A 22,356-nucleotide genomic window follows, 5' to 3' on the forward strand; every position below is an offset into this window, starting at 1 on the left:
CGCGCGGGTCTGCACCCGAGGTCCACGGAACCCACGCGGTCCCCGCGCCGAGAGGGGGTCAGAGCAGTGGCACGACCCCGGCCAGCAGGGCGGCGCAGCGACCGGCGGCGTCCCGCCCGGCCTGCAGCACCTCCTCGTGCGAGAGCGGCTGGTCGGAGACCCCCGCGGCGAGGTTGGTGACCAGGGAGAGGCCCAGGACCTCCATCCCCGCGTGCCGGGCCGCGATGGCCTCCAGCGCCGTGGACATGCCGACCAGTTGCGCCCCGAGGACCCCGGCCATCCGCACCTCCGCGGGCGTCTCGTACTGCGGCCCGCGGAACTGGGCGTAGACGCCCTCGGCGAGGTCCGGGTCGACCGTGCGCGCGACCCCGCGCAGCCTGGCGGAGTAGAGGTCCGTCATGTCGACGAACGTCGGACCCTCCAGCGGCGAGGCGCCGGTGAAGTTCAGGTGGTCCGAGATCAGGACCGGCGAACCGGCCGGGATCGCCGGGTCGAGTCCACCGCAACCGTTGGTGAGCACGATCGTGCGGCAGCCCGCAGCCGCGGCGACCCGGACACCGTGGGCGACGGCGCGCACCCCGTGACCCTCGTAGAAGTGCGACCGGGGCAGGACCAGGGCCCGCAGCGGGGTCCCCCCGGGGCGGGCGACCGACACCGAGCGGACCGTCCCCGCGTGGCCGACCACGGCCGGCGGCAGGAACCCGGGGAGGTCGGTGGCGGGCAACGTCGCCACGACCTCACCCAGCTGGTCCGCCGCGGCCGACCAGCCCGATCCGAGGATCAGGGCCACGTCGTGGCGTCCGACCCCGCTGAGCTCGGCCAAGGTCGCGGCCGTCTCCTCCGCGAGGGCGAAGGGGTCGTGCTCAGCGGCGTCAGGGGCGGCGATCGAGGTCACGCGCCCCACCCTAGGTCAGGCGTCGTTGGACCGGCAGGGGCGCGCACGCAGGCTGAGGACGTAGTCGTGCGGGGCACCGCCGGCCTCCGCGGCGTCGGCGAGGCGCCCCAGGTAGCGCGCCGTCGGCAGCCCGCCCTCGTAGTCGTCGATCGCGTAGGTCCAGGCGACGACGTCCCCGTCGAGGGTCTTGACCCGGACGCGGATCTTGCGGAAGAGACCCAGGTCCATCCCCTCCTTGGCGTCGAGACGGGCCTCGTCGGCGTCGGTCACGTCGTAGAGGGCGACGTAGACCTGGTCCCCGGGGGCTTCGACGACCGTCGCGAGCGGTCCCTCCCAGCTGCGGTCGTCGCCACCGAAGGTCAGACGCCAGTCCTGCAGCCACCCCGTGGAACGCAGGGGGGAGTGCGGAGCCTTCTGCATCATGGCTTCGGGATCGAGGTTGGTCGCGTACGCGGCGTAGGCGGGCACGGAGTGAAAGGGTAGGGGACCATGGCGTCCGTGAGTCCCACCAGCGCGTCCCCGATCAACCAGGCGACCCGCGTCGCGATCCTCGGCGGCGGTCCCGGCGGCTACGAGGCGGCCCTCGTCGCGGCCCAGCTGGGGGCCGACGTCACCGTCGTCGAACGCGACGGCCTCGGTGGTTCCACCGTCCTCACCGACGTCGTGCCCTCCAAGACGCTCATCGCCACGGCCGAGCTGATGGCCAGCGTCGCGGGCGCCGCCGAGCTCGGGGTCCGCTTCCCCGGCGGCAGCACCCCCGACTCCGAACCCGCCGGCGCGGTGACCGTCGACCTCGCGCGCGTGCACGCCCGGGTCAAGGCGCTGGCCTCCGCGCAGTCAGCGGACGTGCGGGCCCGGCTGGAGAAGGAGGGCGTCACGCTGCTCTCCGGCGCCGGTGCCCTCGACGGGCCGAACGCGGTGGTCGTGAGCGACGGCGAGGACGCGGGCGCGCGGGTCGAGGCCGACGTCGTGCTCGTCTCCGTCGGCGCCCGGCCGCGGACGCTGCCCGACGCCGAACCCGACGGGGAACGGATCCTCACCTGGAAGCAGGTCTACGACCTCACCGAACTCCCCGAGCACCTGATCGTCGTCGGTTCCGGGGTCACCGGTGCCGAGTTCGCGAACGCCTACGACGCGCTCGGGGCGCACGTCACCCTCATCTCCTCCCGCGACCGGGTGCTGCCGGGGGAGGACGCCGACGCCGCCGAGGTCCTCGAGAGCGTGTTCCGCCGCCGCGGCATGGACGTCATGTCGCGCTCGCGGGCCGCGAAGGTGGAACGTCACGGAGACTCCGTGACCGTGACCCTCGCCGACGGCCGCACCGTCGAGGGGTCGCACTGCATCGTCGCGGTCGGGGCGATCCCGAACACCGCCGGGCTCGGGCTGGAGGAGGCCGGTGTCTGGACCAGCGAGTCGGGTCACATCGACGTCGACAAGGTGTCGCGCACCTCGGCCCGCGGCGTCTACGCCGCCGGCGACTGCACCGGGGTGTTCCCGCTCGCCTCGGTCGCGGCCATGCAGGGCCGCATCGCGATGTGGCACGCGCTCGGCGACACCGTGGCCCCGCTGAAGCTCCGTTCGGTCGCCTCCACGGTGTTCACCTCGCCGGAGATCGCGACGGTCGGCTGGACCCAGGCGCAGATCGACTCCGGGGAGGCGCAGGGCGAGATCGTGAAGCTCCCGCTCGCCACCAACGCCCGCGCCAAGATGCTCGGCATCCACGACGGGTTCGTGAAGCTGTTCTGCCGCACCGGGTCCGGCACCGTCATCGGCGGGGTCGTCGTCGCGCCGCGGGCCAGCGAACTCATCTTCCCGGTGACCCTCGCCGTCGAGAAGCGGCTCAACGTCGACGACGTCGCGCACGCCTTCACGATCTACCCCTCGCTCACGGGATCGCTCGCCGAGGCCGCGCGGCAGCTGCACGTGATGGGGGAGTAGCGCACGCACCTCACCGCGGAACTCCCCGACGCTGCGGGCGGAGTTCCGCGGTGGGGGTCAGCTCACGCGTCGAGGATCTCGCAGAGCACAGTGCCGGTGGTCGTCGTGTCGCCCTGGGCGGCGGTCAGACCGGTGATCGTCCCGGCCTTGTGGGCCAGCAACGGCTGTTCCATCTTCATGGCCTCGAGGACCGCGACGAGCTGGCCCTCGGCGACGACGTCACCCTCGGCGACCTCGATCTTGACGATGGTCCCCTGCATGGGGGTGACCAGCGCGTTCGGGTTCTGCGCCGAACCGCCGACGGCCTTGGTCTTGCCCTTGCCGCCGCGGTGCGTCGCGGAACGGTAGGCGCGGGCCACGGCCGCACCCGTCGCCACCCCGGCCCGGGAGATCTCCTGACCGGCGCGGGAGAGCTGCGCGTTGAACTGCTCGACGGGGAAGGACACCTCGAGGCGCTTCCCGGCGACCTCGACGACGATCGTCTCGCGGTGCTGCGCACCGTCCCCACCGGCCTCCAGCGCACCGGCACCCGGCAGGGTCGAGGCGTCGAAGTCGGTCTCGATCCAGCGGGTGTGGATCGTGAAGTCCTCGCTCTTCGTGGCCGCGAAGGCGGGGTCGGCCACGACCGCGCGGTGGAACGGGATGACCGTCGGGACCCCCTCGACGGCGAACTCGCCCAGGGCGCGGGCCGCCCGGGCCAGGGCCTGCTCGCGGGTCGCGCCGGTCACGATGAGCTTCGCCAGCAGGGAGTCGAAGTCCTGGGAGATCTCGACGCCACCGTTGACGGCCACGGCGCGGGGGTCGATCCCGGTGTCGACGCGGACACCGGGACCGGAGGGGATCGAGAACCGCGTGAGCTTCCCCGGACGGGGCAGGAAGTTCGCCGTCGGGTCCTCGCCGTTGATGCGGAACTCGATGGAGTGGCCGCGGGTGGCGACCTCGGAGTAGCCCAGGTGCTCGCCGCGGGCGATGCGGAACTGCTCGACCACGAGGTCGAGACCGCTGATCTCCTCGGTGACGGGGTGTTCCACCTGCAGGCGGGTGTTGACCTCGAGGAAGGCCAGCGTCCCGTCGGCCGCGACGAGGAACTCGACGGTCCCCGCCCCGACGTAGCCGGCCTCGCGCACGATCGCCAGCGACGCACGGCGGAGCTCGGCGTCCTGCTCGGCGCTGAGGAACGGCGCGGGCGCCTCCTCGACGAGCTTCTGGTGGCGGCGCTGCAGCGAGCAGTCGCGCGTGGACACCACGACCGCACCGCCGTGGGCGTCGGCCAGGACCTGGGTCTCGACGTGGCGGGGACGGTCGAGGTAGCGCTCGACGAAGCACTCGCCCCGGCCGAAGGCGGCCTCGGCCTCGCGGACGGCGGAGGCGAACAGCTCGGCGATCTTGTCGCGGTCGCGGGCGACCTTCAGTCCGCGGCCGCCACCGCCGAAGGCGGCCTTGATCGCGATCGGCAGACCGTGCTCGTCGGCGAAGGCGATGACCTCCTCGGGTCCGTTCACCGGGTCCGGGGTGCCGGCGACCAGCGGGGCCCCGGCGCGGGCGGCCAGGTGACGGGCCGAGACCTTGTCGCCGAGGGCCTCGATCGCGCTGGGCGGCGGGCCGATCCAGGTGAGCCCGGCGTCCATGACCTGCTGGGCGAACCCGGCGTTCTCGGAGAGGAACCCGTAACCCGGGTGGACGGCGTCGGCGCCGGAACGCACCGCGACCTCGACGAGCTTGGTCCCGTCGAGGTAGGTCTCCTTGGCGCTGGTCCCGCCCAGGGAGTACGCCTCGTCGGCCATCCGGACGTGCAGCGCGTCGCGGTCACCCTCGGAGTACACGGCGACCGACTGCAGACCCGCGTCGCGGGCGGCGCGCACCACGCGCACCGCGATCTCGCCCCGGTTGGCGACGAGGACCTTGGTGACCGGACCCGTCACCCGTACCGCAGTCGTCGACGACTCGGTGGACGGTTCGGGGGAGGTCATGCGGCGTCTCCGGAGATCGAGGGGGGTGGGGAGGTGCGGGGGTGGCGGGACGAGGGCTGAGACTACCCGCGCGGCGCCCACAGGTCGGTCCACCGGACGCCCGCCTCCCGCGCGAGGTCCCGCAGCAGCGGCAGCGACACCCCCACGACGGCGTGCGGGTCGCCCTCGACCCCGCGGACGAACGCCCCACCGAGGCCGTCGAGGGTGAAGGCACCCGCGACGAGCAGCGGTTCGCCCGTCGCGACGTAGGCCTCGATCTCGGCGTCGGAGACGTCGGCGAAGTGGACGGTCACGCTGGCGACGCCGCCGATGGTCGCGCCGGAGCCACCCGCGTCGGAGTCCCGGGTGTCGATCAGCCAGTGACCCGTGTGCAGCACCCCGCTGCGCCCGCGCATGGCCTGCCAGCGGGCGCTCGCGTCGGCGGCGTCGCTCGGCTTGCCGAGGACCTGACCGTCGAAGGCGAGGACGGAGTCGCAGCCCAGGACCAGCGCGTCCTCGGCGACGTCGTCGTGCCCGGCGACGTCCTCGGCCTTCGCCTTGGCCAGGACCAGGCAGACGTCCTCGGCGTCGGTGACGCCGTAGTGCGCGACCACCGCGGGTTCGTCGACCCCCGACACGATGACCTGCGGGTCGATCCCGGCGGAGCGGAGGGTGGCCAGCCGGGCGGGCGAGGCGGAGGCGAGGAGCAGCGACGTCACGCCGTCATGGTTCCACGCCCGACACCCCGGACCGTCCCCCGCTCAGGCGGGGAGCAGGGCGGAGCGGAGGACGTCGAGGCCGACCGAGCCGACGTCGAGGGCCCGGTGGTGGAAGGTGCGCAGGTCGAAGGAGTCACCGTCGCGGGCGGCGACGTCGTCGCGCAGGGCCGTCCAGAGGCGCTCGCCGACCTTGTAGCTCGGGGCCTGACCGGGCCAGCCGAGGTAGCGGTCGAGCTCGAAGCGCAGGACGTCGGCGTGGTTGCCGGACACCGACTGCAGGTAGGCCCACGCCTTCTCGTAGGTCCACTCGCCGCCGCCGACCTCGGCGGGCGCGGGCAGGCCGCAGTGGATCCCGATGTCGAGCACCACGCGGCCCGCGCGCAGCAACTGCCCGTCGAGCATCCCGAGGACCTCGCCCGGGGAGCGCAGGAACCCCAGGTCCTGCATCAGCCTTTCGGCGTAGAGGGCCCAGCCCTCGCCGTGCCCGGAGATCCAGCAGGCCTGCCGGCGCCAGCGGTTCAGGACCGCGGAGTTCACGGCCGTCTGGCCGACCTGCAGGTGGTGGCCGGGAACGCCCTCGTGGTGCACGGTCGTCGCCTCGCGCCACGTCGAGAACGTCGTCTGGCCCTTCGGGACGGCCCACCACATCCGGCCCGGGCGGGTGAAGTCCTCGCTGGGGCCGGTGTAGTAGATCCCGCCGCTCGTCGTCGGCGCGATCCGGCACTCGAGGCGGAGGATCTCGGCCGGGATGTCGAAGTGCCTGCCCTGCACGGCGTCGATGGTCTCGTCGGAGCGGTCCTGCATCCACGCGCGGAAGTTCGCGGCTCCCTCCACCACCAGGGCGGGGTCGGCGTCGAGCGCGGCCGCGGCGGCCGCGACGTCGCGGGAACCGGTGATGCGCCGGGCCACGTCGGCCATCTCCGAGCGCAACCGGGAGACCTCCTCCAGGCCCCACGCGTAGGTCTCGTCGAGGTCGATGGTGGCGCCGACGTGGTAGCGCGACCACAACCCGTACCGCTCGCGGCCGATCGCGTCGACGCTCGGGGCCTGGGGCAGGAGTTCTTCGCGCAGGACGTCGGCCAGCCCCGCGTAGGCCCGCGCAGCCAGCTCCCCGGCGCGCTCGACGGCGGCGCCGTGGCCCGCGGGGAACGTCGCGAAGAACCCGTCCGGGGCGGCGTAGGACCCGGCCTCGGCGATGCACGCCCGCACCTGGCGGACCGCGGCGACCCGTCCGGTCGCCGCGGCCGCGCGCAGGCTCTCCACGTAGCCGGTGATCGCGTCGGGGACGGCAGCCAGGCGCTCACCGACGACCTGCCAGTCGGCGTCGGACTCCGTCGGCAGCAGGTCGAAGACCATCCGCAGGTCCTGGACGGGGGAGGCGATGACGTTGAGGTCGCCGAGGGTCTCGCCCGCGTCGTGCAGGGCCACCTCGAGCCCGAGCCGGTCGTTCATCGCGGCCACCGTGACGCGGTCGACCTCGTCCACGACCGGGGTGGCGGCCAGCTCGGCGAGCGTCGCGCGGTTCAGCGCCGCGACCTGCTCCAGACCGGCCGGGGAACGGTCACCGAGACCGGGGGCGGGATCGGGCACCCCCAGCGTGAGGGCGAACGTCGGCTGCAGGCGCAGCACCGTCTCGAGGTGCCCCTCGGCGACCGCGTCGACGGCGGTGGCGGGTCGTCCAGCTCTCTGCACGCCGCGAGACTAGCCGCGTGATCACTCCCGCGCGTTCGCGGCGGCCGCGTCCAGCAACGGCAGCAGCCGTTCCAGCTGCCACGGGATGTTCAGCACCGTCGCCGACGTCGCGCTGACCAGGGACTGGTCCTCGAGCCAGGCGACCGCGTCGGCGGCGACGGCCGGCATCGTCGCGTAGACCGGGTCCGCACGGAGCTCCTCGCGGGTCATGCCGTAGCCGATGACGAGGTCGGAGTCGACGTCGCGCACGCGTTCCTTGGCGACCTCGGCGTAGAACGTCTGCTCCTGCTCGGCCAGCGCCAGCACGCCCGGGGAGTCGACCAGGCCGAGCTCGTACAGCATGTCGACGCGCGGGTCACCCGGGAGGTAGACGTAGAGGGTGCCGGGGTCGGCCGAGACGTAGGTGATCGTCCTGCCCCGCAGCGCAGGGTGTGCGGCGGCGCTGTTCGCGAGGTCGTCCTCGGTGTCCGCGACCAGGGTCGCCGCCTCCGACGCCCTGCCGACGGCCCGGCCGATGAGGGTGGCCTGGTCCTGCCAGGTCGTCAGCCACGGCTGGTCGGGGTAGGCGACGGTGGGAGCGATCCTGCTGAGGGTGGTCCAGTCCTCGGCCGTGATCCCCGAGTACACCGCGAGGACCAGGTCGGGGGCCAGGGCGGTGATCTGCTCGAAGGGGACCTCGCCCGAGGTGGGGTTGGGCAGGAACTCGGTCTGCGCGGCGTCGAAGTGGCCCTCCCACCAGGGGTAGGTGCCGTCCTCGAGCCCGCCGTAGGTGACCTCGGGGACGCCCACCGGTTGCAGGCCCAGCGCCCACAGCGCGTCCTGCGAGCCCCAGCCGAGGCAGACGATCCGGGTCGGGGTGGCCTCGATCGTCGTCGCGCCGAGGGCGTGCTCGATCGTCACCGGGAAGGCGGAACTGCCGGTATCCGCCGGGGTGCTGCCCGGGTCCTGGGTCGATTCCGCACTGCCGCAGGCGGTCACGAGGGCGGCGAGGGGAGCGGTGGCGAGCAGGGCTCGGCGACTGGGGCGCACGGGGACTCCAGGAGGACAGCGGTGGTCAGGTCAGGCTCACCTAAACACACGACCCTCCGTTCCAGGAAGTCCGGTGCGTAGCGTGGGGGCGTGGACACGCCGTGGACCGACCTGGACCGACCTCCGCTGCGGGCGCTGCCGCTGCGGCGAGCCCTGGTGGGGGACGGGCTCTGGAGCCGTCTCGACCTCGTCGCCACCACCGGCTCCACCAACGCCGACCTGCTCGCCGACACCGACGCGCCCGACGGGGCCGTCCTGGTCGCCGACCACCAGGCCGCCGGGCGCGGGCGCCTGGGCCGGGTGTGGTCGGCACCGCCGCGTTCCGGCCTGGCCATCTCGGTGCTGCTGCGCCCGCGACGTCCCGTCACGGACTGGTCGCTGCTGCCGCTCGTCACGGGGCTGGCCGTCGTCGACGCGATGGGGGCCCTCGGGGTGAGCGCCCGGTTGAAGTGGCCCAACGACGTCCTCGTCGAGGGTCCCGACCGGCCGGGGAAGGTCTGCGGGATCCTCGCCGAGGTCCGGCAGGAGCGCGTCGTGCTCGGGGCCGGGATCAACGTCTCGTTGCGCACCGACGAACTGCCCGTCGACACCGCGACGTCGCTGGTGCTGGCCGGGGCGCGCAGCCACGACCGCGACACCGTCCTGCGGCGCTACCTGCGGGCGCTGCGCACCCGCGTCGACGCGTGGGCCGCGGGGGAGTCGCCGCTGGCCGACTACCGCGCGCTCAGCGCGACCATCGGCCAGGACGTGCGGGCGCACCTGCCCGACGGGTCGGCGCTGGAGGCCCTCGCCGTCGACGTCGACGACGACGGACGGCTGGTCGTGGAGGGGTCAGACGGCGCCCGGACGAGCCTCTCGGCGGCTGACGTCGTCCACCTGCGCCGACGCTGACCCCGCGTGCTGCTGCGGGTGGGCCTCCCAGCCCTCCTCGCCGAGCTCCTCGACGAAGACGAAGCGGCGGTAGGCCCACCAGCGGAACAACGTCCCCAGCGCGACCCCGACGATCTTGGCGGACACGTTGGAGGCGACCGGACCGCGCAGGTCGAGGACGTAGTACGTGAAGGCCAGGCAGACCAGGGAGATGAGCAGACCGACGCCGTTCATCACGAAGAACAGCAGCAGCTCCCGCGGGGCCGAGGCCCGGCGGCGGTGCCGGAACGTCCAGTACCGGTTGCCCAGCCAGGCGACCAGGATGCTGAGGACGGTCGAGATGACGTTGGCCGTCAGCGGTTTCGCGTGCAGGACGCCGACGCCGTCGGCACCCGCGTAGCGGAGGAGGTTGAACACCCCGAAGTCGGTGACGAAGGCGACCCCGCCGACGATGCCGAACTTCGCGGCCTCGCGCGCCAGCACCTCGTAGGTGTCGCGCAGACGGCGCACCAACCCCTGGTCGTTCCTGCTCACGCTGCTGTTCCCGCCCTCTCGCTCGTCCGTGCCACCCGTCCCGGGCCGTTGCCCGTGCACCGGTGCGGCCACGCAGTCTGACGGGTCAGGCTGGGAACCGGCTCCAGGTCAGCGTTCGGAGCGGGCCCGCGTGTCGGATGGGGCCGACCTCGGCTCGAGGTGGTCCTCCATCTTCATCGCTCCGACGATCCCGATGACGACGAACGTCACGCAGGCGATCACGGTGAACAACTGGACTTCCCCCTCCGTGGGCACGCTCCGCAGGACAGCGGAACGGTGCGACCAGGGTGACTCACCCCACGAGAGGTGGCATCCCAGAGGTCCATCGGCACCCGTCGGGTACGGCTGAGCGGGTCCGGTGGCCTACCCTCGGCGAACGTGTCGACCCTCGGTTCGCGACCCGACCCCGCCCCCTACGCCCGACCCGGTGGGTTCCCCGTCGTCGGCGTCGTCGGCGGGGGCCAGCTGGCCCGGATGATGCAGCCCCCCGCCATCGCCCTCGGGCTGCGGCTGCGGGTGCTGGCCGAGGGCCCCGACGTCAGTGCGGCCCAGGTCATCACCCCCGCCCCGATCGGTGCGGCCGACGACCTCGCGGCGCTCGTCGCGTTCGCCTCCGAGTGCGACGCCGTCACCTTCGACCACGAGCACGTCCCCACCGCGGGACTGCGCGCGATGGCCGAGGTGACCTCCGTGCAGCCGGGGGCCGACGCCCTCGTGCACGCCCAGGACAAGATCGTCATGCGCGAGAAGCTCACCGAGCTCGGGGTCCCGTGCCCCCGCTGGGCCCGCGTCGGCGACCGCGCGCAGGTCGAGGAGTTCGCCGCGCAGACCGGTTGGCCGGTCGTGCTGAAGACCCCGCGGGGCGGCTACGACGGCAAGGGCGTCCTCGTCCTCGACTCCCCGGAGGACCCCGCCTGGACCACGGCCGACGGCTGGTTCGCGGACTGGGCCGAGCGGGGTCCGCTGCTGGCCGAGGAACACGTCCCCTTCACCCGCGAGCTCGCGGCCCTCGTCGTGCGCAGCCCGTCCGGGCAGGCCGCGGCCTGGCCCGTCGTCGAGACCGTCCAGCGCGACGGCGTCTGCCACGAGGTCACCGCCCCGGCCCCCGACCTCGACGACGAGCTCGCCGCCCGGCTCACGGGGATCGCGCTGAGCATCGCGGGCGGCCTCGGCGTCACCGGGGTGCTGGCCGTCGAGGTGTTCGAGGTCGTGCGTGACGGGCGGCCCACCGTCCTCGTCAACGAACTCGCGATGCGCCCGCACAACTCGGGCCACTGGACCATCGACGGGTCGCAGACGAGCCAGTTCGAGAACCACCTGCGGGCCGTGCTGGACCTCCCGCTGGGGTCCACCGCGGCCCGCGACCCGTGGACGGTCATGGTGAACGTGCTGGGGCCGAGGGAGATCGAGTCCCGCCACGAGGACCTGTACCGCTCCTACCTGCACGTCATGGCTCACGACCCGGGCGTCAAGGTGCACCTGTACGGCAAGGAACAACGGGCCGGCCGCAAGCTCGGCCACGTCACCGTCCACGGTGACGACCTCGACACCGTCCGCGCGCGTGCCCGGCACGCGGCGGCCTTCATCGCTGGGGAGATCGACGAATGAGCGCAGTGCGTGTGGGACTCGTCATGGGTTCCGACTCCGACTGGCCCGTGATGGAGGAGGCCGCCAAGGCCCTCGACGAGTTCGCCGTCGGCTACGAGGCCGACGTCGTCTCCGCGCACCGGATGCCGCAGGACATGATCGCCTGGGGTTCCGCCGCCGCCGAGCGCGGCCTGCAGGTCGTCATCGCCGGGGCCGGTGGGGCCGCGCACCTGCCCGGCATGCTCGCCAGCGTGACGCCGCTGCCCGTCATCGGCGTCCCCGTCCCGTTGCGTCACCTCGACGGCATGGACTCGCTGCTCTCCATCGTCCAGATGCCGGCCGGGGTTCCCGTCGCGACGGTGTCCATCGGCGGCGCCCGCAACGCCGGTCTGCTGGCCGTGCGGATCCTCGCGGCGACCGACACCGACCTGCGCGCCCGGATGGTGCAGTTCCAGGACGCGTTGCGCCAGAGCGCCTACGACAAGGGTTCGGCGCTGCGCGCGCGGACCCGCCGGGGTGGCGTGGGTTTCGGCGGCTAACTCAGCTGGCCGGCACGAGGCGGCGTTCAGTGACGGCCCGCCAGGCCGTCTCGACGTGCGGCGGCGTGAACAGCGACGCTTTGCGGGGACTCCACTCGCGGACCTTCGCGTGGGTGTCGTCCCAGGAGGTCGCCGCCACCTCGTCGTGCTGCAGGACCCAGTGGACGGTGGCGAGGAGTTCGAGGCCGTAGGTGCTCTCGAAGCCTTCGATGGCGCTGAGCACCTCGTAGATGCGCCGGTCCGTCTCGGGGTGCTCGGCCAGGTAGTCCGCGAGTTCCGTGGCCGTCCCCGGGAGCACCCGGATCGGTTCTGCCTCGTCGACGCGGGCGGAGCCGTCACCGAACCCACTGATGTAGTGCCCCTCCATCGCGCGGAGCGACTTCCGCAGGCCGTCCGCGTAGGGGCCGTAGCGGTGCTGGACGAAGTGCAAGCGCAACGGCTCGCCGGCGTTCTGCAGGAAGTAGGCGAGCTTCTGCACCTCGACGAGGGTGGGGGGCTCGAAGGTGAGCTGCTCGTAGACGGACATGAGCGCCAGCAGGGCCGCCCGGCCGGGGGTGAGCTGCGGGGCAGGCTCGCGGTGGATCTGCTCGGCGGCCGGGGGTGCTCCGGCGGGGGCGAACACACGCACGTCCACCGCGTCGGCCACGGGATCCAGGGCACTGGTGATGAGCGGTTCGACGTCGGCCCAGGCGAGACCGCCGTTCCCGCACCCCAGCGGGGGGAGGGCGATGGACGTGATGCCAAGATTCGTGATCACGCGGACGAGGTCGTCGAGACCGGTGCGGACGTCCTCGAGGCGGGACGGGTCCTTCCAGTGGCGTTTGGTGGGGAAGTTGACGATGAACCGGGGGCCCGTCAACGCGCCTGTCTCCCAGACGTGCATCCGCCCGGGCTGCACCTCACCGCGCTCGCAGGCCGCCGCGTAGGCGGTGAACATCTCGGGCCAGGCCCGCTTGAACTGGAGGGCGATGCCCTTGCCCATGACACCGACGGTGTTGACGGTGTTGACGAGGGCGTCGACGTCCTGGGCCAGGAGGTTCCCGCTCGTCACGGTGATAGGCATCAGCACGTCCTCAGAAGTACCAGTGGGGTCGGACACCGACGTAGGTCGTCACGCCGCAGTCTCGCAGCAGCGCTTCCACCTTTCGAGCCGCGTCCTCCGTCCGGACGGCGACACCCGATACGGCCGACCAGGGCACCGACGGGTGGGCCAGGCACTCGGCTTGGCGCTTCTCCTTGCGCTCGGGATGTTCGTCCGTCCTTGTCCACACTTGTGCTGCCATTACGCCCCAGTCCACGAAGTCGTCACCGTCGAGGTCGGCGTCGTCCGCACTCAGCCGGGCGAGCTGGAGCACCGCGTGCCGGTCGCTCGTGACGACGGTGACACCCGCCTCCCGCAGCCGCTGAGTAGAGCTCACCACGTACACGATCTCCTCCGTCCGGGCGGCGTCCTCACCGACCTGGCCCTTCGTGATCGCGAAGAGCATTGGGCTCCGTGGGGCGAAGTACCACGGCACGTAGTCCGCAAGGGTGCCGCCGGCACCGCACGGGACGCAGCGGTGGGCACGGCGCTCCTTGAGGTGGGTGTAGCCGATCCCGACCCCGGTGATCCCGCGGCGCCGGCACTCGGTGTCAGACAGCAGCCCTTCCTGGACCATGCCTGCGAGTCGCTCGATCCGCGTCATGTGGAAGACGAGCGTCGGCTGCGGGCGCGGCATGGCGCCATCCTGCCCGTGTCCGGCGCGAAGACCGTCGCCCAGGGTCACGACTCGTTAGATTGATGAGGTGATCACCGGTGAGCTCAAGGGCAGGATCGACCGCGTCTGGGACGCCTTCTGGTCGGGGGGCATCTCCAACCCCCTCGAGGTAATCGAGCAGATCACGTACCTGCTCTTCATTCGCCGCCTCGACGAGCTGCACACCCGCGACGAGAAGATGGCTCAGCGCACGGGGGAGCCGATCGAGTCCCCGATCTTCCAGCCGGGGCAGGACGCCCTGCGGTGGTCGCGCTTCAAGGACCTCGAACCGGGCGTCATGCACCAGCTCATCGCCGACCAGGTCTTCCCCATGCTGCGCCGCCTCGGCGTCGACGGTTCGACGTACTCCGAGCACATGAAGGATGCCCGTTTCACCATTCCGACGCCGGCGCTGCTGTCGCGGGTGGTCGACATGCTCGATGACATCCCGATGGTCGATCGGGACACCAACGGCGATCTCTACGAGTACCTGCTGTCGAAGATCGCCAGCGCCGGGGTCAACGGCCAGTTCCGCACGCCGCGCCACATCATCCAGCTCATGGTCGACATGACCGCCCCGCAACCCGATGACGAGATCTGCGACCCGGCGTCGGGGACCTGCGGTTTCCTGGTCGCCGCCTCGGAGTACCTGCGCCGCGAGCACCCGTCGATCATGACGAACGCGGAGCAGCGCCGGCACTTCCACCACAGTATGTTCCACGGCTACGACTTCGACTCCACCATGCTGCGCATCGGCAGCATGAACATGCTGCTGCACGGCATCGAGTCCCCCGACGTGCGTTACCGCGACTCGCTGTCCGAGGGCGCCTCGGACGAGGAGGGGTTGTACTCCCTCATCCTCGCCAACCCGCCGTTCGCGGGGAGCCTCGACTACGAGTCGACGGCGAAGGACCTGCAGCGCGTTGTGAAGACGAAGAAGACCGAATTGTTCCTGGCCCTGTTCCTGCGGCTGCTCAAGCCCGGAGGGCGGGCCGCGGTCGTCGTCCCCGACGGGGTGCTGTTCGGTTCCAGCAAGGCCCACAAGGAGCTGCGCCGCACGCTCGTCGAGGACCAAAAACTCGACGCGATCGTGAAGCTGCCGTCGGGGGTGTTCAAGCCCTACGCGGGGGTGTCGACGGCGATCGTCTTCTTCACCAAGACCGACTCCGGCGGTACCGACGACGTGTGGTTCTACGACGTCGCCGCCGACGGGTTCTCGCTGGACGACAAGCGCAATCCCGTGGAGGCGAACGACCTTCTGGATGTTCTGGCGCGGTGGGGGGAGCGGAACGGGAGCGAGCGGGAGCGGGCGCGGACAGAGAAGAGCTTTTGCGTGCCGAAGGCGGACATTGCGGCTCAGGGGTACGACCTGTCGCTCAACCGGTACAAGGAGGTGGTCCGCAGTGATGTGGAGCAGCGCGATCCGGTGGAGATCCTTGCCGAACTGGAGGCTTTGGAAGCAGAGATCCAGCTCGGGCTGGCGGAGCTGAGGGGGATGCTGAGTTGACACGAGTCACCTTGCGGGAGCTCGCGGAGATTAATCCGCGAAGCACTGCGGACAGGCCCGCTCCGGACGATGCGGTCGCGTTCGTCGGCATGGCCGACCTCGACGCAGAGGATGCCGCGACAAGTGGTGGGATCTCTCGTCCTTTCAAGGAGGTCTCTAAGGGGTACACGATGTTCCGCGACGGAGATATCCTGGTGGCGAAGATCACCCCATGCTTCCAGAACAGCAAGATTGGTGAGGCTCGGCTCCGACATCCTGTCGGGGTCGGATCCACGGAATTTCACGTCGTGCGACCGGATCCTGCTGTGCTGGATCGGCGGTACCTCTTGCACTTCTTGCGACAGCCTCATGTGCTCGAAGCCGGAGAGCGTCGGATGACGGGAAGTGGAGGCCAGCGCCGCGTACCCAGCCGTTATCTGGAAGATCTTCAGCTCCCGATTCCCTCCCTTGATGAGCAGCGTCGCAGAGCAGCGGGATGGGACGCTGTGAAGCGACTCGTTTTCATGCGTGACCAGTCGCTTGGGCTCGTGGCCTCCTGTCGTAGACAGCTTTTCTTCAAGTACTTCGGTGACCCGGAGGACGTGTCAGGCGGGGAAAGGGTGAAGCTTGGCGACGCGTGCGTGGTGGTCACCGGAAACACTCCGCCCCGTAGCGACAGTTCGAACTATGGGGGCGGGATGGAGTGGTTAAAGACCGATAATCTGGGCTCGACCTTTGCGACCCCAGCGCGGGAACGGCTGTCGCCATCCGGCGAAAAGATCGCTCGAACCGCCCCGATAGGTTCCGTCTTGATTGCCTGCATAGCAGGTAGTCGTTCGAGTATCGGCCGTGCTTCGATGCTCGATCGAACCGCCTCCTTCAATCAGCAGATTAATGCGGTGATCCCTGGAGAAGAAATTCGGGGGCGATTCCTGCTCGAGCAGTTCAGGTTTTCTCCGGAGCTGGTGCGACGCAAATCTACCGGTGGGATGAAAGGTTTGGTTAGCAAGTCGGCACTGCAAGAGGTGGAGGTGCTCCTCCCGTCCCGCCGGGCTCAGGATCAGTACCTACGTGAGTTGATGGCGTTGGACCAGGTTCAGATGGGTGGACAGAGACAGCGCCAACATCTGAAGGCATTGCTCCGGGCCAGTCAGGACAGGGAGTTCGCCGAAAGATGACCAATTTTGCTTTCCTCGCCTCCGAGTGGCCGCTCCTCCGGGACGACTGCGCCCGCGCCGAGTCCTACTTCGCCTCCGACCCCCGCTCGGCGTGCTTCTACGCCCGCCGTGCAGCGGAGCTGCTTGTCGCCCACCTCTACGAACTGAACCGCCTCCCCGCCCCGTACCGCGACGACTTCTCCGCGCGCCTGAACGACCCCGCGTTCCAGCAGGTCATCACGGTCGGCATCGGCCAGAAGCTCAACCTGCTGCGCAAGGTCGGCAACCGCGCCGTCCACGACGCCCAGCAGATCCCGTCGCGCACGGCGCTCGACGTGGTCCGGGAGCTGCACCACGTCATGCTGTGGGCGGCGTTCCGTTATTCCACGAACCCGGACGCGGTGCCGCGGCAGGCGACGTTCGACCCTGACCTCGCCGCGCAGCGGGCCCCGCTGAGCCGGGACGACGTCGTCAAGCTCGCGGCCAGGTTCAAGCAGCAGGACGAGGAGCACGCCAAGGCGCTGCGGGAACGGGACGACTTCGCGGCCGCCAAGGACGCCGAGATCGCGGACCTCCTCCAGCAGATCGCCGCAGCCAAGGCCGCCTCGACGGCCAGCGACGACCGCGACTACGACGAGGCCACCACCCGCGCCCTCATCATCGACGAGCTGCTCGCCGAAGCGGGCTGGCACCTCGACGGTGAGAACGACCGCGAGTTCAAGGTCACCGGCATGCCCACCGAGAGCGGCATCGGGTACGTCGACTACGTCCTGTGGGGGGCCGACGGCTTCCCGCTTGCGGTCGTCGAGGCCAAGCGCACCACGAAGGACCCGGCCATCGGACAGCAGCAGGCGAAGCTCTACGCCGACTGCCTGGAAGCCATGACCGGGCGTCGACCCGTCATCCTCTTCACCAACGGCTACGTCACCCAGCTCTGGGACGACGCCGCCGGGTACCCGCCACGGAAGCTGCAGGGTTTCCTCACCCGCAGCGAGTTCGAGCTCGTGGTCGCCCGCCGCACCACGCGGCTGCCGCTCGCCGGGGCGGCCGTCGACGCCTCGATCGTGGGGCGCCCCTACCAGACCCGCGCCATCCGGGCGATCGATGACGCCTTCACCAAGAAGCAGCGCGCCGCGCTGCTCGTCATGGCCACCGGGGCGGGCAAGACCCGCACCGTCATCGCGTTGGTCAAGCAGCTCATGGAGGCCGGCTGGGTCAAGCGCGTCCTCTTCCTCGCCGACCGCACCGCGCTCGTCAACCAGGCCGTCGGCGCGTTCAAGGAGCACCTGCCCAACGTCGCGACCGTCAACCTCGTGACCGAGAAGATCAGCGAGGGCCGGGTCTACGCCTCGACCTACCCGACGATGATGAACCTCATCGACGTCACCGACGGTGGCGAGCGGCTCTTCGGGCCCGGCTACTTCGACCTCGTCATCGTCGACGAGGCCCACCGGTCCGTCTACCAGAAGTACAAGTCCATCTTCGCCTGGTTCGACTCCCTCCTCGTCGGTCTCACCGCCACCCCCAAGGACGAAGTCGACCGCAACACCTACGAGCTGTTCCACCTCGAGGACGGTGTCCCCACCGACGCCTACGGCCTCGCCGAGGCCATCGACGACGGGTTCCTCGTGCCCGCCCGCGCCGTCGCGGTGCCGATGAAGTTCCTGCGGGACGGCATCACTTACGACGGTCTGAGCGAGCAGGAGAAGGACGACTGGGACGCCGCCGAGTGGGGCGAGGACGTCGACCCGCCGGACGCCGTGGCCGCGGAGGAGCTCAACCGCTTCCTCTTCAACACCGACACCGTCGACAAGGTCCTGGCGAAGCTCATGGCCGACGGGCGCAAGGTCGCGGGCGGTGACCGACTCGGCAAGACCGTTGTCTTCGCCAAGAACCAGCGGCACGCTGAGTTCATCCGAGAGCGGTTCGACCAGGCCTACCCCCACCTGGCGGGCCACTTCGCCCGCGTCATCACCCACGCCGTCCCCTATGCGCAGACCCTCATCGACGACTTCTCCCAGCCCGACAAGGCCCCCCACATCGCGATCTCCGTCGACATGCTCGACACCGGTATCGACGTCCCCGAGATCGTCAACCTGGTCTTCTTCAAGACCGTGCGGGCCAAGAGCAAGTTCTGGCAGATGATGGGCCGCGGGACCCGGCTGCGCCCCGACCTCTACGGCCCCGGAAAGCACAAGGCGGACTTCTTCGTCTTCGACTTCTGCGGCAACCTGGAGTACTTCCAGCAGGACCTTCCCGAGACGGGTGGGTCCGTGCAGCGGTCCTTGATGGAGCGCTTGTTCCAGGCGCGCCTGTCGCTCCTCGCTGGTCTCGACGGCCAGCTCGGCCCGGAACCGGCCGACCCCGTCCTCGACCGCGGTGACCAGGACGAACGTGGACTACGAGCCGACACCGCCGACCTCTGCCGCTCATACGTGACCGGTATGAACGTCAACAACTTCCTCGTCCGTCCCCAGCGCGAGTGGGTCGAGATCTACGTCGACCCCGCGTCGTGGCACCAGCCGTTCACCTCCGACCGCGCCGGCGACACCGCCCAGCACCTCGCCGGTCTTCCCTCGTCCGAAGGGGCGGACGAGGAGAACGCCAAGCGGTTCGACCTCCTGCTGCTGCGTCTGCAGCTCGCCCACCTCGACGGTGACGTCGGTGCGTTCGACCAGCTGCGCACCCAGGTACAGCAGATCGCGAGCTCCCTGCTCTCCCGCACGACCATCCCCGTCGTCGCAGCCCAGGCCCAGCTGCTCGACGAGGTCGCGGGCGACGAGTGGTGGGTGGACGTCCCCGTGCCGCACCTGGAACTCGTGCGCCGACGTGTGCGGGACCTCGTGCAGTTCATCGAGAAGTCCCAGCGCGCCGTCGTCTACACGAACTTCGCTGACGAACTGGGGGAGGAGAGCGTCGTCGACCTCCCCGGCATCACCCCCGGGACGAATTGGGAGCGGTTCCGCGAGAAGACGACGACCTACCTGCGTCAGCACCAGGAACACCTGGCGCTGCAACGGCTGCGCCGCAACATCGCCCTGACGCCCGAAGACCTCGAAGCGTTGGAGCAGATGCTTCTGGAATCGGGTGCCCAGGGCCCCGACATCGCCCGGGCGAGCGAAGAGGCGCAAGGCCTCGGTTTGTTCATCCGGTCTCTCGTCGGTCTCGACCGGCAAGCGGCGACGGAGCTCTTCGCGGAGTTCCTCGACGAGACGTCCTTCAGCGTCGACCAGATCCGGTTCGTGCAGCTCGTCATCGACCACCTCACCGTCAACGGCACCGTCGACGTCAAAGCGCTCTACGCGCCGCCGTTCACCGACCGGGCACCGCACGGTCCGGACTCGGTGTTCGCCGACGAGCAGGTCGACGCCATCGTCGCCCGTCTGCGCGACGTGCGACGGCACGCGATCGTCCAGGGAGCCGTCGCGTGAGCACCCCGAGCCTGCACACCGAGTCCCACCGCGTCGACGGTCACGACGTCCACGAGCACGTCCTCACCGTCCCCCTGGACCACCGGGGTTCCGACCCCGGGAGCATCGAGGTGTTCGCCCGCGAGTACGTCCGCGACGGGCAGCGCGACGCCCCGCGGCTGGTGTTCTTCCAGGGCGGACCGGGAAACCCCGCGAACCGGCCCGAGGTGGTCGGCGGCTGGCTGGAGCGCGCGCTCGAGGAGTTCCGCGTGGTGCTGCTGGACCAGCGCGGCACGGGCCGGTCCACGCCGCTGGACCGCCAGAGCCTCGCCGAGGTGGGTTCCCCCGCCGACCAGGCCCGCTACCTGAGGCACTTCCGCGCCGACTCCATCGTGGCCGACGCCGAACTGCTGCGCCTCGCGCTCGGCGACGACACCTGGGCCGCGCTGGGCCAGAGCTACGGCGGGTTCTGCCTCACGACCTACCTCTCGCAGGCTCCGCAGGGTCTGCGCGAGGTGTTCATCACCGCCGGCCTCCCGGGGATCGCCACGACCGCCGACGACGTGTACCGCGCGACGTACGCGCAGACGGCCGTGCGCAACGCCGAGTTCTCCGCCCGCTACCCCCGCGACCTGGGGGTGGCGCAGGCGGTCGCCGACCACCTCGAGCAGCAGGAGGAACTCCTGCCGAGCGGGGAGCGGTTCAGCGCCCGGCGGTTCGCGACGATCGGCATCGCCCTGGGGCAGGTGTCCGGTTTCGACGCCCTGCACTTCGCGCTGGAGGACCCGTTCACGCGCAGCGGCCGGTTGCGCGAACGGTTCCTGCTCGAGATGGGGCGACGGCTGTCCTTCGCGGCGCACCCGCTCTACGCCGTGGTCCACGAGAGCATCTACGCCCAGGGAGCGGCGACGAACTGGGCCGCGCAGCGGGTGCGGGCGGAGTTCCCGGAGTTCGACCTCTCCGGAGGTTTCGCGTTCACCGGTGAGCACGTCTACCCCTGGCAGTTCGAGGAGGACCCCGCGTTGGTCCCGTTGCGCGGGGCCGCCGACCTGCTGGCCGCGGACGCCGACCTCCCGCCGCTCTACGACGCCGACGTGCTGGCCGGGAACACCGTCCCCGTCGCGGCCGCGGTCTACGTCGACGACATGTTCGTGCCCTACGCGTTCTCCCGGGCGACCGCCGCGGCGATCCGGGGTGCACGCACGTTCGTGACCAACGAGTACCAGCACGACGGTCTGCGGATGGACGGGCGGCGGCTGCTGGACGTGCTGTTCGGTCTCGCCCGCCGCTAGGACGCCGGTGCGAAGGTGTGGAGGCGGTTCTTGCCGCCCACCTTCGCCGTGTACATGGCGTGGTCGGCGTTGCGCAGCAGCAGGTGCGCGTCGACGTCCGGCCCGGCCAGCGCCAGCCCGACGCTGATCCCCACCTGCACGGTGCGGCCGTCGAGGGCGATCGGTTCGCTGACCCGGTCCACCACCCGGTGCGCGACGGCGGTCGCGACCTCGAGGACGTCGCCCTCGGGGATCCGCAGCAGGACGACGAACTCGTCGCCGCCCAGGCGGGCGCAGAGGTCACCCGGACGCAGCGTGCGGCGCAGGCGGTCCGCGACCCGGCACAGGAGTTCGTCGCCCGCCGCGTGGCCGAGTTCGTCGTTGACGGGTTTGAACCCGTCGAGGTCGCAGAACAGCACGGCCGTGCCGTCCGCGCCGGCGCGCAGCTCCTGGTCCAGGGCCAGGGTGAACGTCGAGCGGTTGGCGAGACCCGTGAGCCCGTCGGTGCGGGCGGCCCGGACGAGGTCGTCGTGCTGCTCCTGACCGCGCAGCGCCAGGACCGCCTGCTGCGAGACCGCCGTGACGGCGGTGGACACCTCGCCAGAGGAGGTGTGCGAGGACTCGCCGACGACGATCCACCGCGTCGGTCGTCCGCGCGGGGCGGGCAGGGCGAGGCTGATCCAGCGGTCGGCGTGGCCGACCTGCTGCAACCGCTGCAGCAGCGGACCGCTCACGGGAGCGGGTTCGTCGGTGCCGGCGAGGGCGTCGCGGTCCCACGGTGTGGAGGCGGGTAGTTGCAGACCCGTGGTGGCGTAGACCGCGGTCCGCCCTGCGCCGTCCTCGACGCCGAGGGCGTGGCTGCCCGGCGTGGCGGAGCAGACGGCTTCCGTCGCGACCCAGGCCAGACGCACGATCTCGTCTCGGGTGCTCGCGGTCAGCAGGCCGGCGCTGAGACCGGCCAGTGCGGCCTGGCGTCCGGTCGCCTGCTCCCGGGCGAAGAGGCTCCCGGCCAGGTGGCGGGCCACCGCGCTGATGAGCAGCGTCAGCGGCAGCGGGCCGAGCAGACCGCCGACCACGACGGACCCGGCGTGGCCGGGCAGCAGCGGCCAGGTGACCAACGAGGTCAGCAGGGCAGCGGCGACGAGGACCGCGTGGACCACCCCGCACCGCCACGAACCGTAGACGGCGCGTTGCCACATGGCGGTGAAGGCGAACCCGAAGGCGAGCTGCGGGGAGCTGGCGCAGGCCGCGAACGCGGCCGACGCCGCGGCCTCGAGCAGGTCGGTGGACCAGTGGGCCCCGGCCGCGCGGTACCGGCGCAGCCAGACCGCGCAGAGGGCGGCGCTCGCCAGCGCGAGACCCACCAGGGTGCTCCCGCGTTCGCCCACCACGGCGCCCGGCAACGTGAGGGCCAGCGAGACGAGGGCCGAGCCGCAGAAGAGCCAGCGGGTCCGGGCGATCAGTCCTTCGGGCCGCCGCAACGCCCGGCGCAGCACAGGACGGGTCACGCGGAAGTCATCGACGTCCCGCCGGTGGTCCTTGAC

General features: G+C 71.1%; 19 protein-coding genes. 8 read left to right on the forward strand and 11 right to left on the reverse strand.

Translation table 11 applies throughout. The annotated features are described in order from the left end of the window. Positions 1-58 precede the first annotated feature (58 nt). Both AC0I8G_RS03375 and AC0I8G_RS03380 read right to left on the reverse strand, forming a co-directional pair. Positions 59-895 carry a purine-nucleoside phosphorylase gene (locus AC0I8G_RS03375; protein WP_471728659.1) on the reverse strand — a complete coding sequence of 279 codons (837 nt, stop codon included), beginning with the start codon at positions 893-895 and terminating at the stop codon, positions 59-61. A gap of 15 nt (positions 896-910) precedes the next feature. After that, positions 911-1,363, reverse strand: a complete 453-nt coding sequence (locus AC0I8G_RS03380; RefSeq protein WP_471728660.1) for a gamma-glutamylcyclotransferase — start codon at positions 1,361-1,363, stop codon at positions 911-913. 21 nt (positions 1,364-1,384) lie between these two features. On the opposite strand from AC0I8G_RS03380, the gene AC0I8G_RS03385 reads away from it, so the two are divergent. Further along, positions 1,385-2,833, forward strand: a complete 1,449-nt coding sequence (locus AC0I8G_RS03385) for an NAD(P)H-quinone dehydrogenase (protein WP_471728661.1) — start codon at positions 1,385-1,387, stop codon at positions 2,831-2,833. A 62-nt stretch (positions 2,834-2,895) separates the two neighbouring features. Here the strand turns inward: AC0I8G_RS03385 and AC0I8G_RS03390 are convergent, their stop codons facing one another. The 4 genes from AC0I8G_RS03390 to AC0I8G_RS03405 all read right to left on the reverse strand — a co-directional run bounded on the left by AC0I8G_RS03390 (position 2,896) and on the right by AC0I8G_RS03405 (position 8,222). After that, the gene (locus tag AC0I8G_RS03390; protein ID WP_471728662.1) at positions 2,896-4,803 is read right to left on the reverse strand and encodes an acetyl/propionyl/methylcrotonyl-CoA carboxylase subunit alpha; all 1,908 of its coding nucleotides are present in this window, start codon (positions 4,801-4,803) and stop codon (positions 2,896-2,898) included. A 62-nt stretch (positions 4,804-4,865) separates the two neighbouring features. Beyond that, positions 4,866-5,501, reverse strand: a complete 636-nt coding sequence (locus tag AC0I8G_RS03395; protein ID WP_380158137.1) for a Maf family protein — start codon at positions 5,499-5,501, stop codon at positions 4,866-4,868. 42 nt (positions 5,502-5,543) lie between these two features. Beyond that, positions 5,544-7,193: a DUF885 domain-containing protein gene (locus AC0I8G_RS03400; protein WP_471728663.1), complete on the reverse strand. Its 1,650-nt coding sequence runs from the start codon at positions 7,191-7,193 to the stop codon at positions 5,544-5,546. 21 nt (positions 7,194-7,214) lie between these two features. Then, positions 7,215-8,222 carry an iron-siderophore ABC transporter substrate-binding protein gene (locus AC0I8G_RS03405; RefSeq protein ID WP_471728664.1) on the reverse strand — a complete coding sequence of 336 codons (1,008 nt, stop codon included), beginning with the start codon at positions 8,220-8,222 and terminating at the stop codon, positions 7,215-7,217. Between the two features lie 90 nt (positions 8,223-8,312). Here AC0I8G_RS03405 and AC0I8G_RS03410 point away from each other — a divergent pair, with 90 nt between their 5' ends. Continuing rightward, the gene (locus tag AC0I8G_RS03410; RefSeq protein ID WP_471728665.1) at positions 8,313-9,113 is read left to right on the forward strand and encodes a biotin--[acetyl-CoA-carboxylase] ligase; all 801 of its coding nucleotides are present in this window, start codon (positions 8,313-8,315) and stop codon (positions 9,111-9,113) included. Here AC0I8G_RS03410 and AC0I8G_RS03415 read toward each other — a convergent pair. Continuing rightward, entirely contained in the window at positions 9,054-9,626 is a 573-nt protein-coding gene (locus tag AC0I8G_RS03415) for a GtrA family protein (protein WP_471728666.1), read from the reverse strand. The genes AC0I8G_RS03410 and AC0I8G_RS03415 overlap by 60 nt on opposite strands. A 108-nt stretch (positions 9,627-9,734) precedes the next feature. Then, complete coding sequence (locus tag AC0I8G_RS03420; protein WP_328294867.1) at positions 9,735-9,881, reverse strand: hypothetical protein; 147 nt, start codon at positions 9,879-9,881, stop codon at positions 9,735-9,737. Positions 9,882-10,004: 123 nt separating this feature from the next. On the opposite strand from AC0I8G_RS03420, the gene AC0I8G_RS03425 reads away from it, so the two are divergent. Further along, positions 10,005-11,234, forward strand: a complete 1,230-nt coding sequence (locus tag AC0I8G_RS03425; RefSeq protein WP_471728667.1) for a 5-(carboxyamino)imidazole ribonucleotide synthase — start codon at positions 10,005-10,007, stop codon at positions 11,232-11,234. Continuing rightward, positions 11,231-11,752, forward strand: coding sequence for a 5-(carboxyamino)imidazole ribonucleotide mutase (gene purE / locus AC0I8G_RS03430; protein ID WP_328294869.1), 522 nt, complete (start codon positions 11,231-11,233; stop codon positions 11,750-11,752). The genes AC0I8G_RS03425 and purE overlap by 4 nt, the downstream gene beginning before the upstream one ends. A 1-nt stretch (position 11,753) precedes the next feature. Here purE and darG read toward each other — a convergent pair whose 3' ends face one another. Continuing rightward, positions 11,754-12,815: a type II toxin-antitoxin system antitoxin DNA ADP-ribosyl glycohydrolase DarG gene (darG, locus tag AC0I8G_RS03435; RefSeq protein WP_471728668.1), complete on the reverse strand. Its 1,062-nt coding sequence runs from the start codon at positions 12,813-12,815 to the stop codon at positions 11,754-11,756. A gap of 10 nt (positions 12,816-12,825) precedes the next feature. Beyond that, positions 12,826-13,518, reverse strand: a complete 693-nt coding sequence (gene darT / locus AC0I8G_RS03440; RefSeq protein WP_471728669.1) for a type II toxin-antitoxin system toxin DNA ADP-ribosyl transferase DarT — start codon at positions 13,516-13,518, stop codon at positions 12,826-12,828. A gap of 19 nt (positions 13,519-13,537) precedes the next feature. Here darT and AC0I8G_RS03445 point away from each other — a divergent pair, with 19 nt between their 5' ends. From AC0I8G_RS03445 to AC0I8G_RS03460, 4 genes are read left to right on the forward strand one after another with little or no spacing between them, the layout of a single operon-like run. Then, positions 13,538-14,995, forward strand: coding sequence for a type I restriction-modification system subunit M (locus tag AC0I8G_RS03445; RefSeq protein WP_471728670.1), 1,458 nt, complete (start codon positions 13,538-13,540; stop codon positions 14,993-14,995). A gap of 11 nt (positions 14,996-15,006) precedes the next feature. After that, positions 15,007-16,152 carry a restriction endonuclease subunit S gene (locus AC0I8G_RS03450; RefSeq protein ID WP_471728671.1) on the forward strand — a complete coding sequence of 382 codons (1,146 nt, stop codon included), beginning with the start codon at positions 15,007-15,009 and terminating at the stop codon, positions 16,150-16,152. Further along, entirely contained in the window at positions 16,149-19,562 is a 3,414-nt protein-coding gene (locus tag AC0I8G_RS03455) for a DEAD/DEAH box helicase family protein (protein ID WP_471728672.1), read from the forward strand. The genes AC0I8G_RS03450 and AC0I8G_RS03455 overlap by 4 nt, the downstream gene beginning before the upstream one ends. Further along, a complete protein-coding gene (locus tag AC0I8G_RS03460; protein WP_471728673.1) occupies positions 19,559-20,833 on the forward strand; it encodes an alpha/beta fold hydrolase in 1,275 nt (424 codons plus the stop codon). The genes AC0I8G_RS03455 and AC0I8G_RS03460 overlap by 4 nt, the downstream gene beginning before the upstream one ends. On the opposite strand, the gene AC0I8G_RS03465 is transcribed toward AC0I8G_RS03460, so the two are convergent. Beyond that, positions 20,830-22,320, reverse strand: a complete 1,491-nt coding sequence (locus tag AC0I8G_RS03465; RefSeq protein ID WP_471728674.1) for a diguanylate cyclase domain-containing protein — start codon at positions 22,318-22,320, stop codon at positions 20,830-20,832. The genes AC0I8G_RS03460 and AC0I8G_RS03465 overlap by 4 nt on opposite strands. Positions 22,321-22,356: the final 36 nt, after the last annotated feature.

Source organism: Kineococcus sp. AC630, assembly GCF_979255925.1.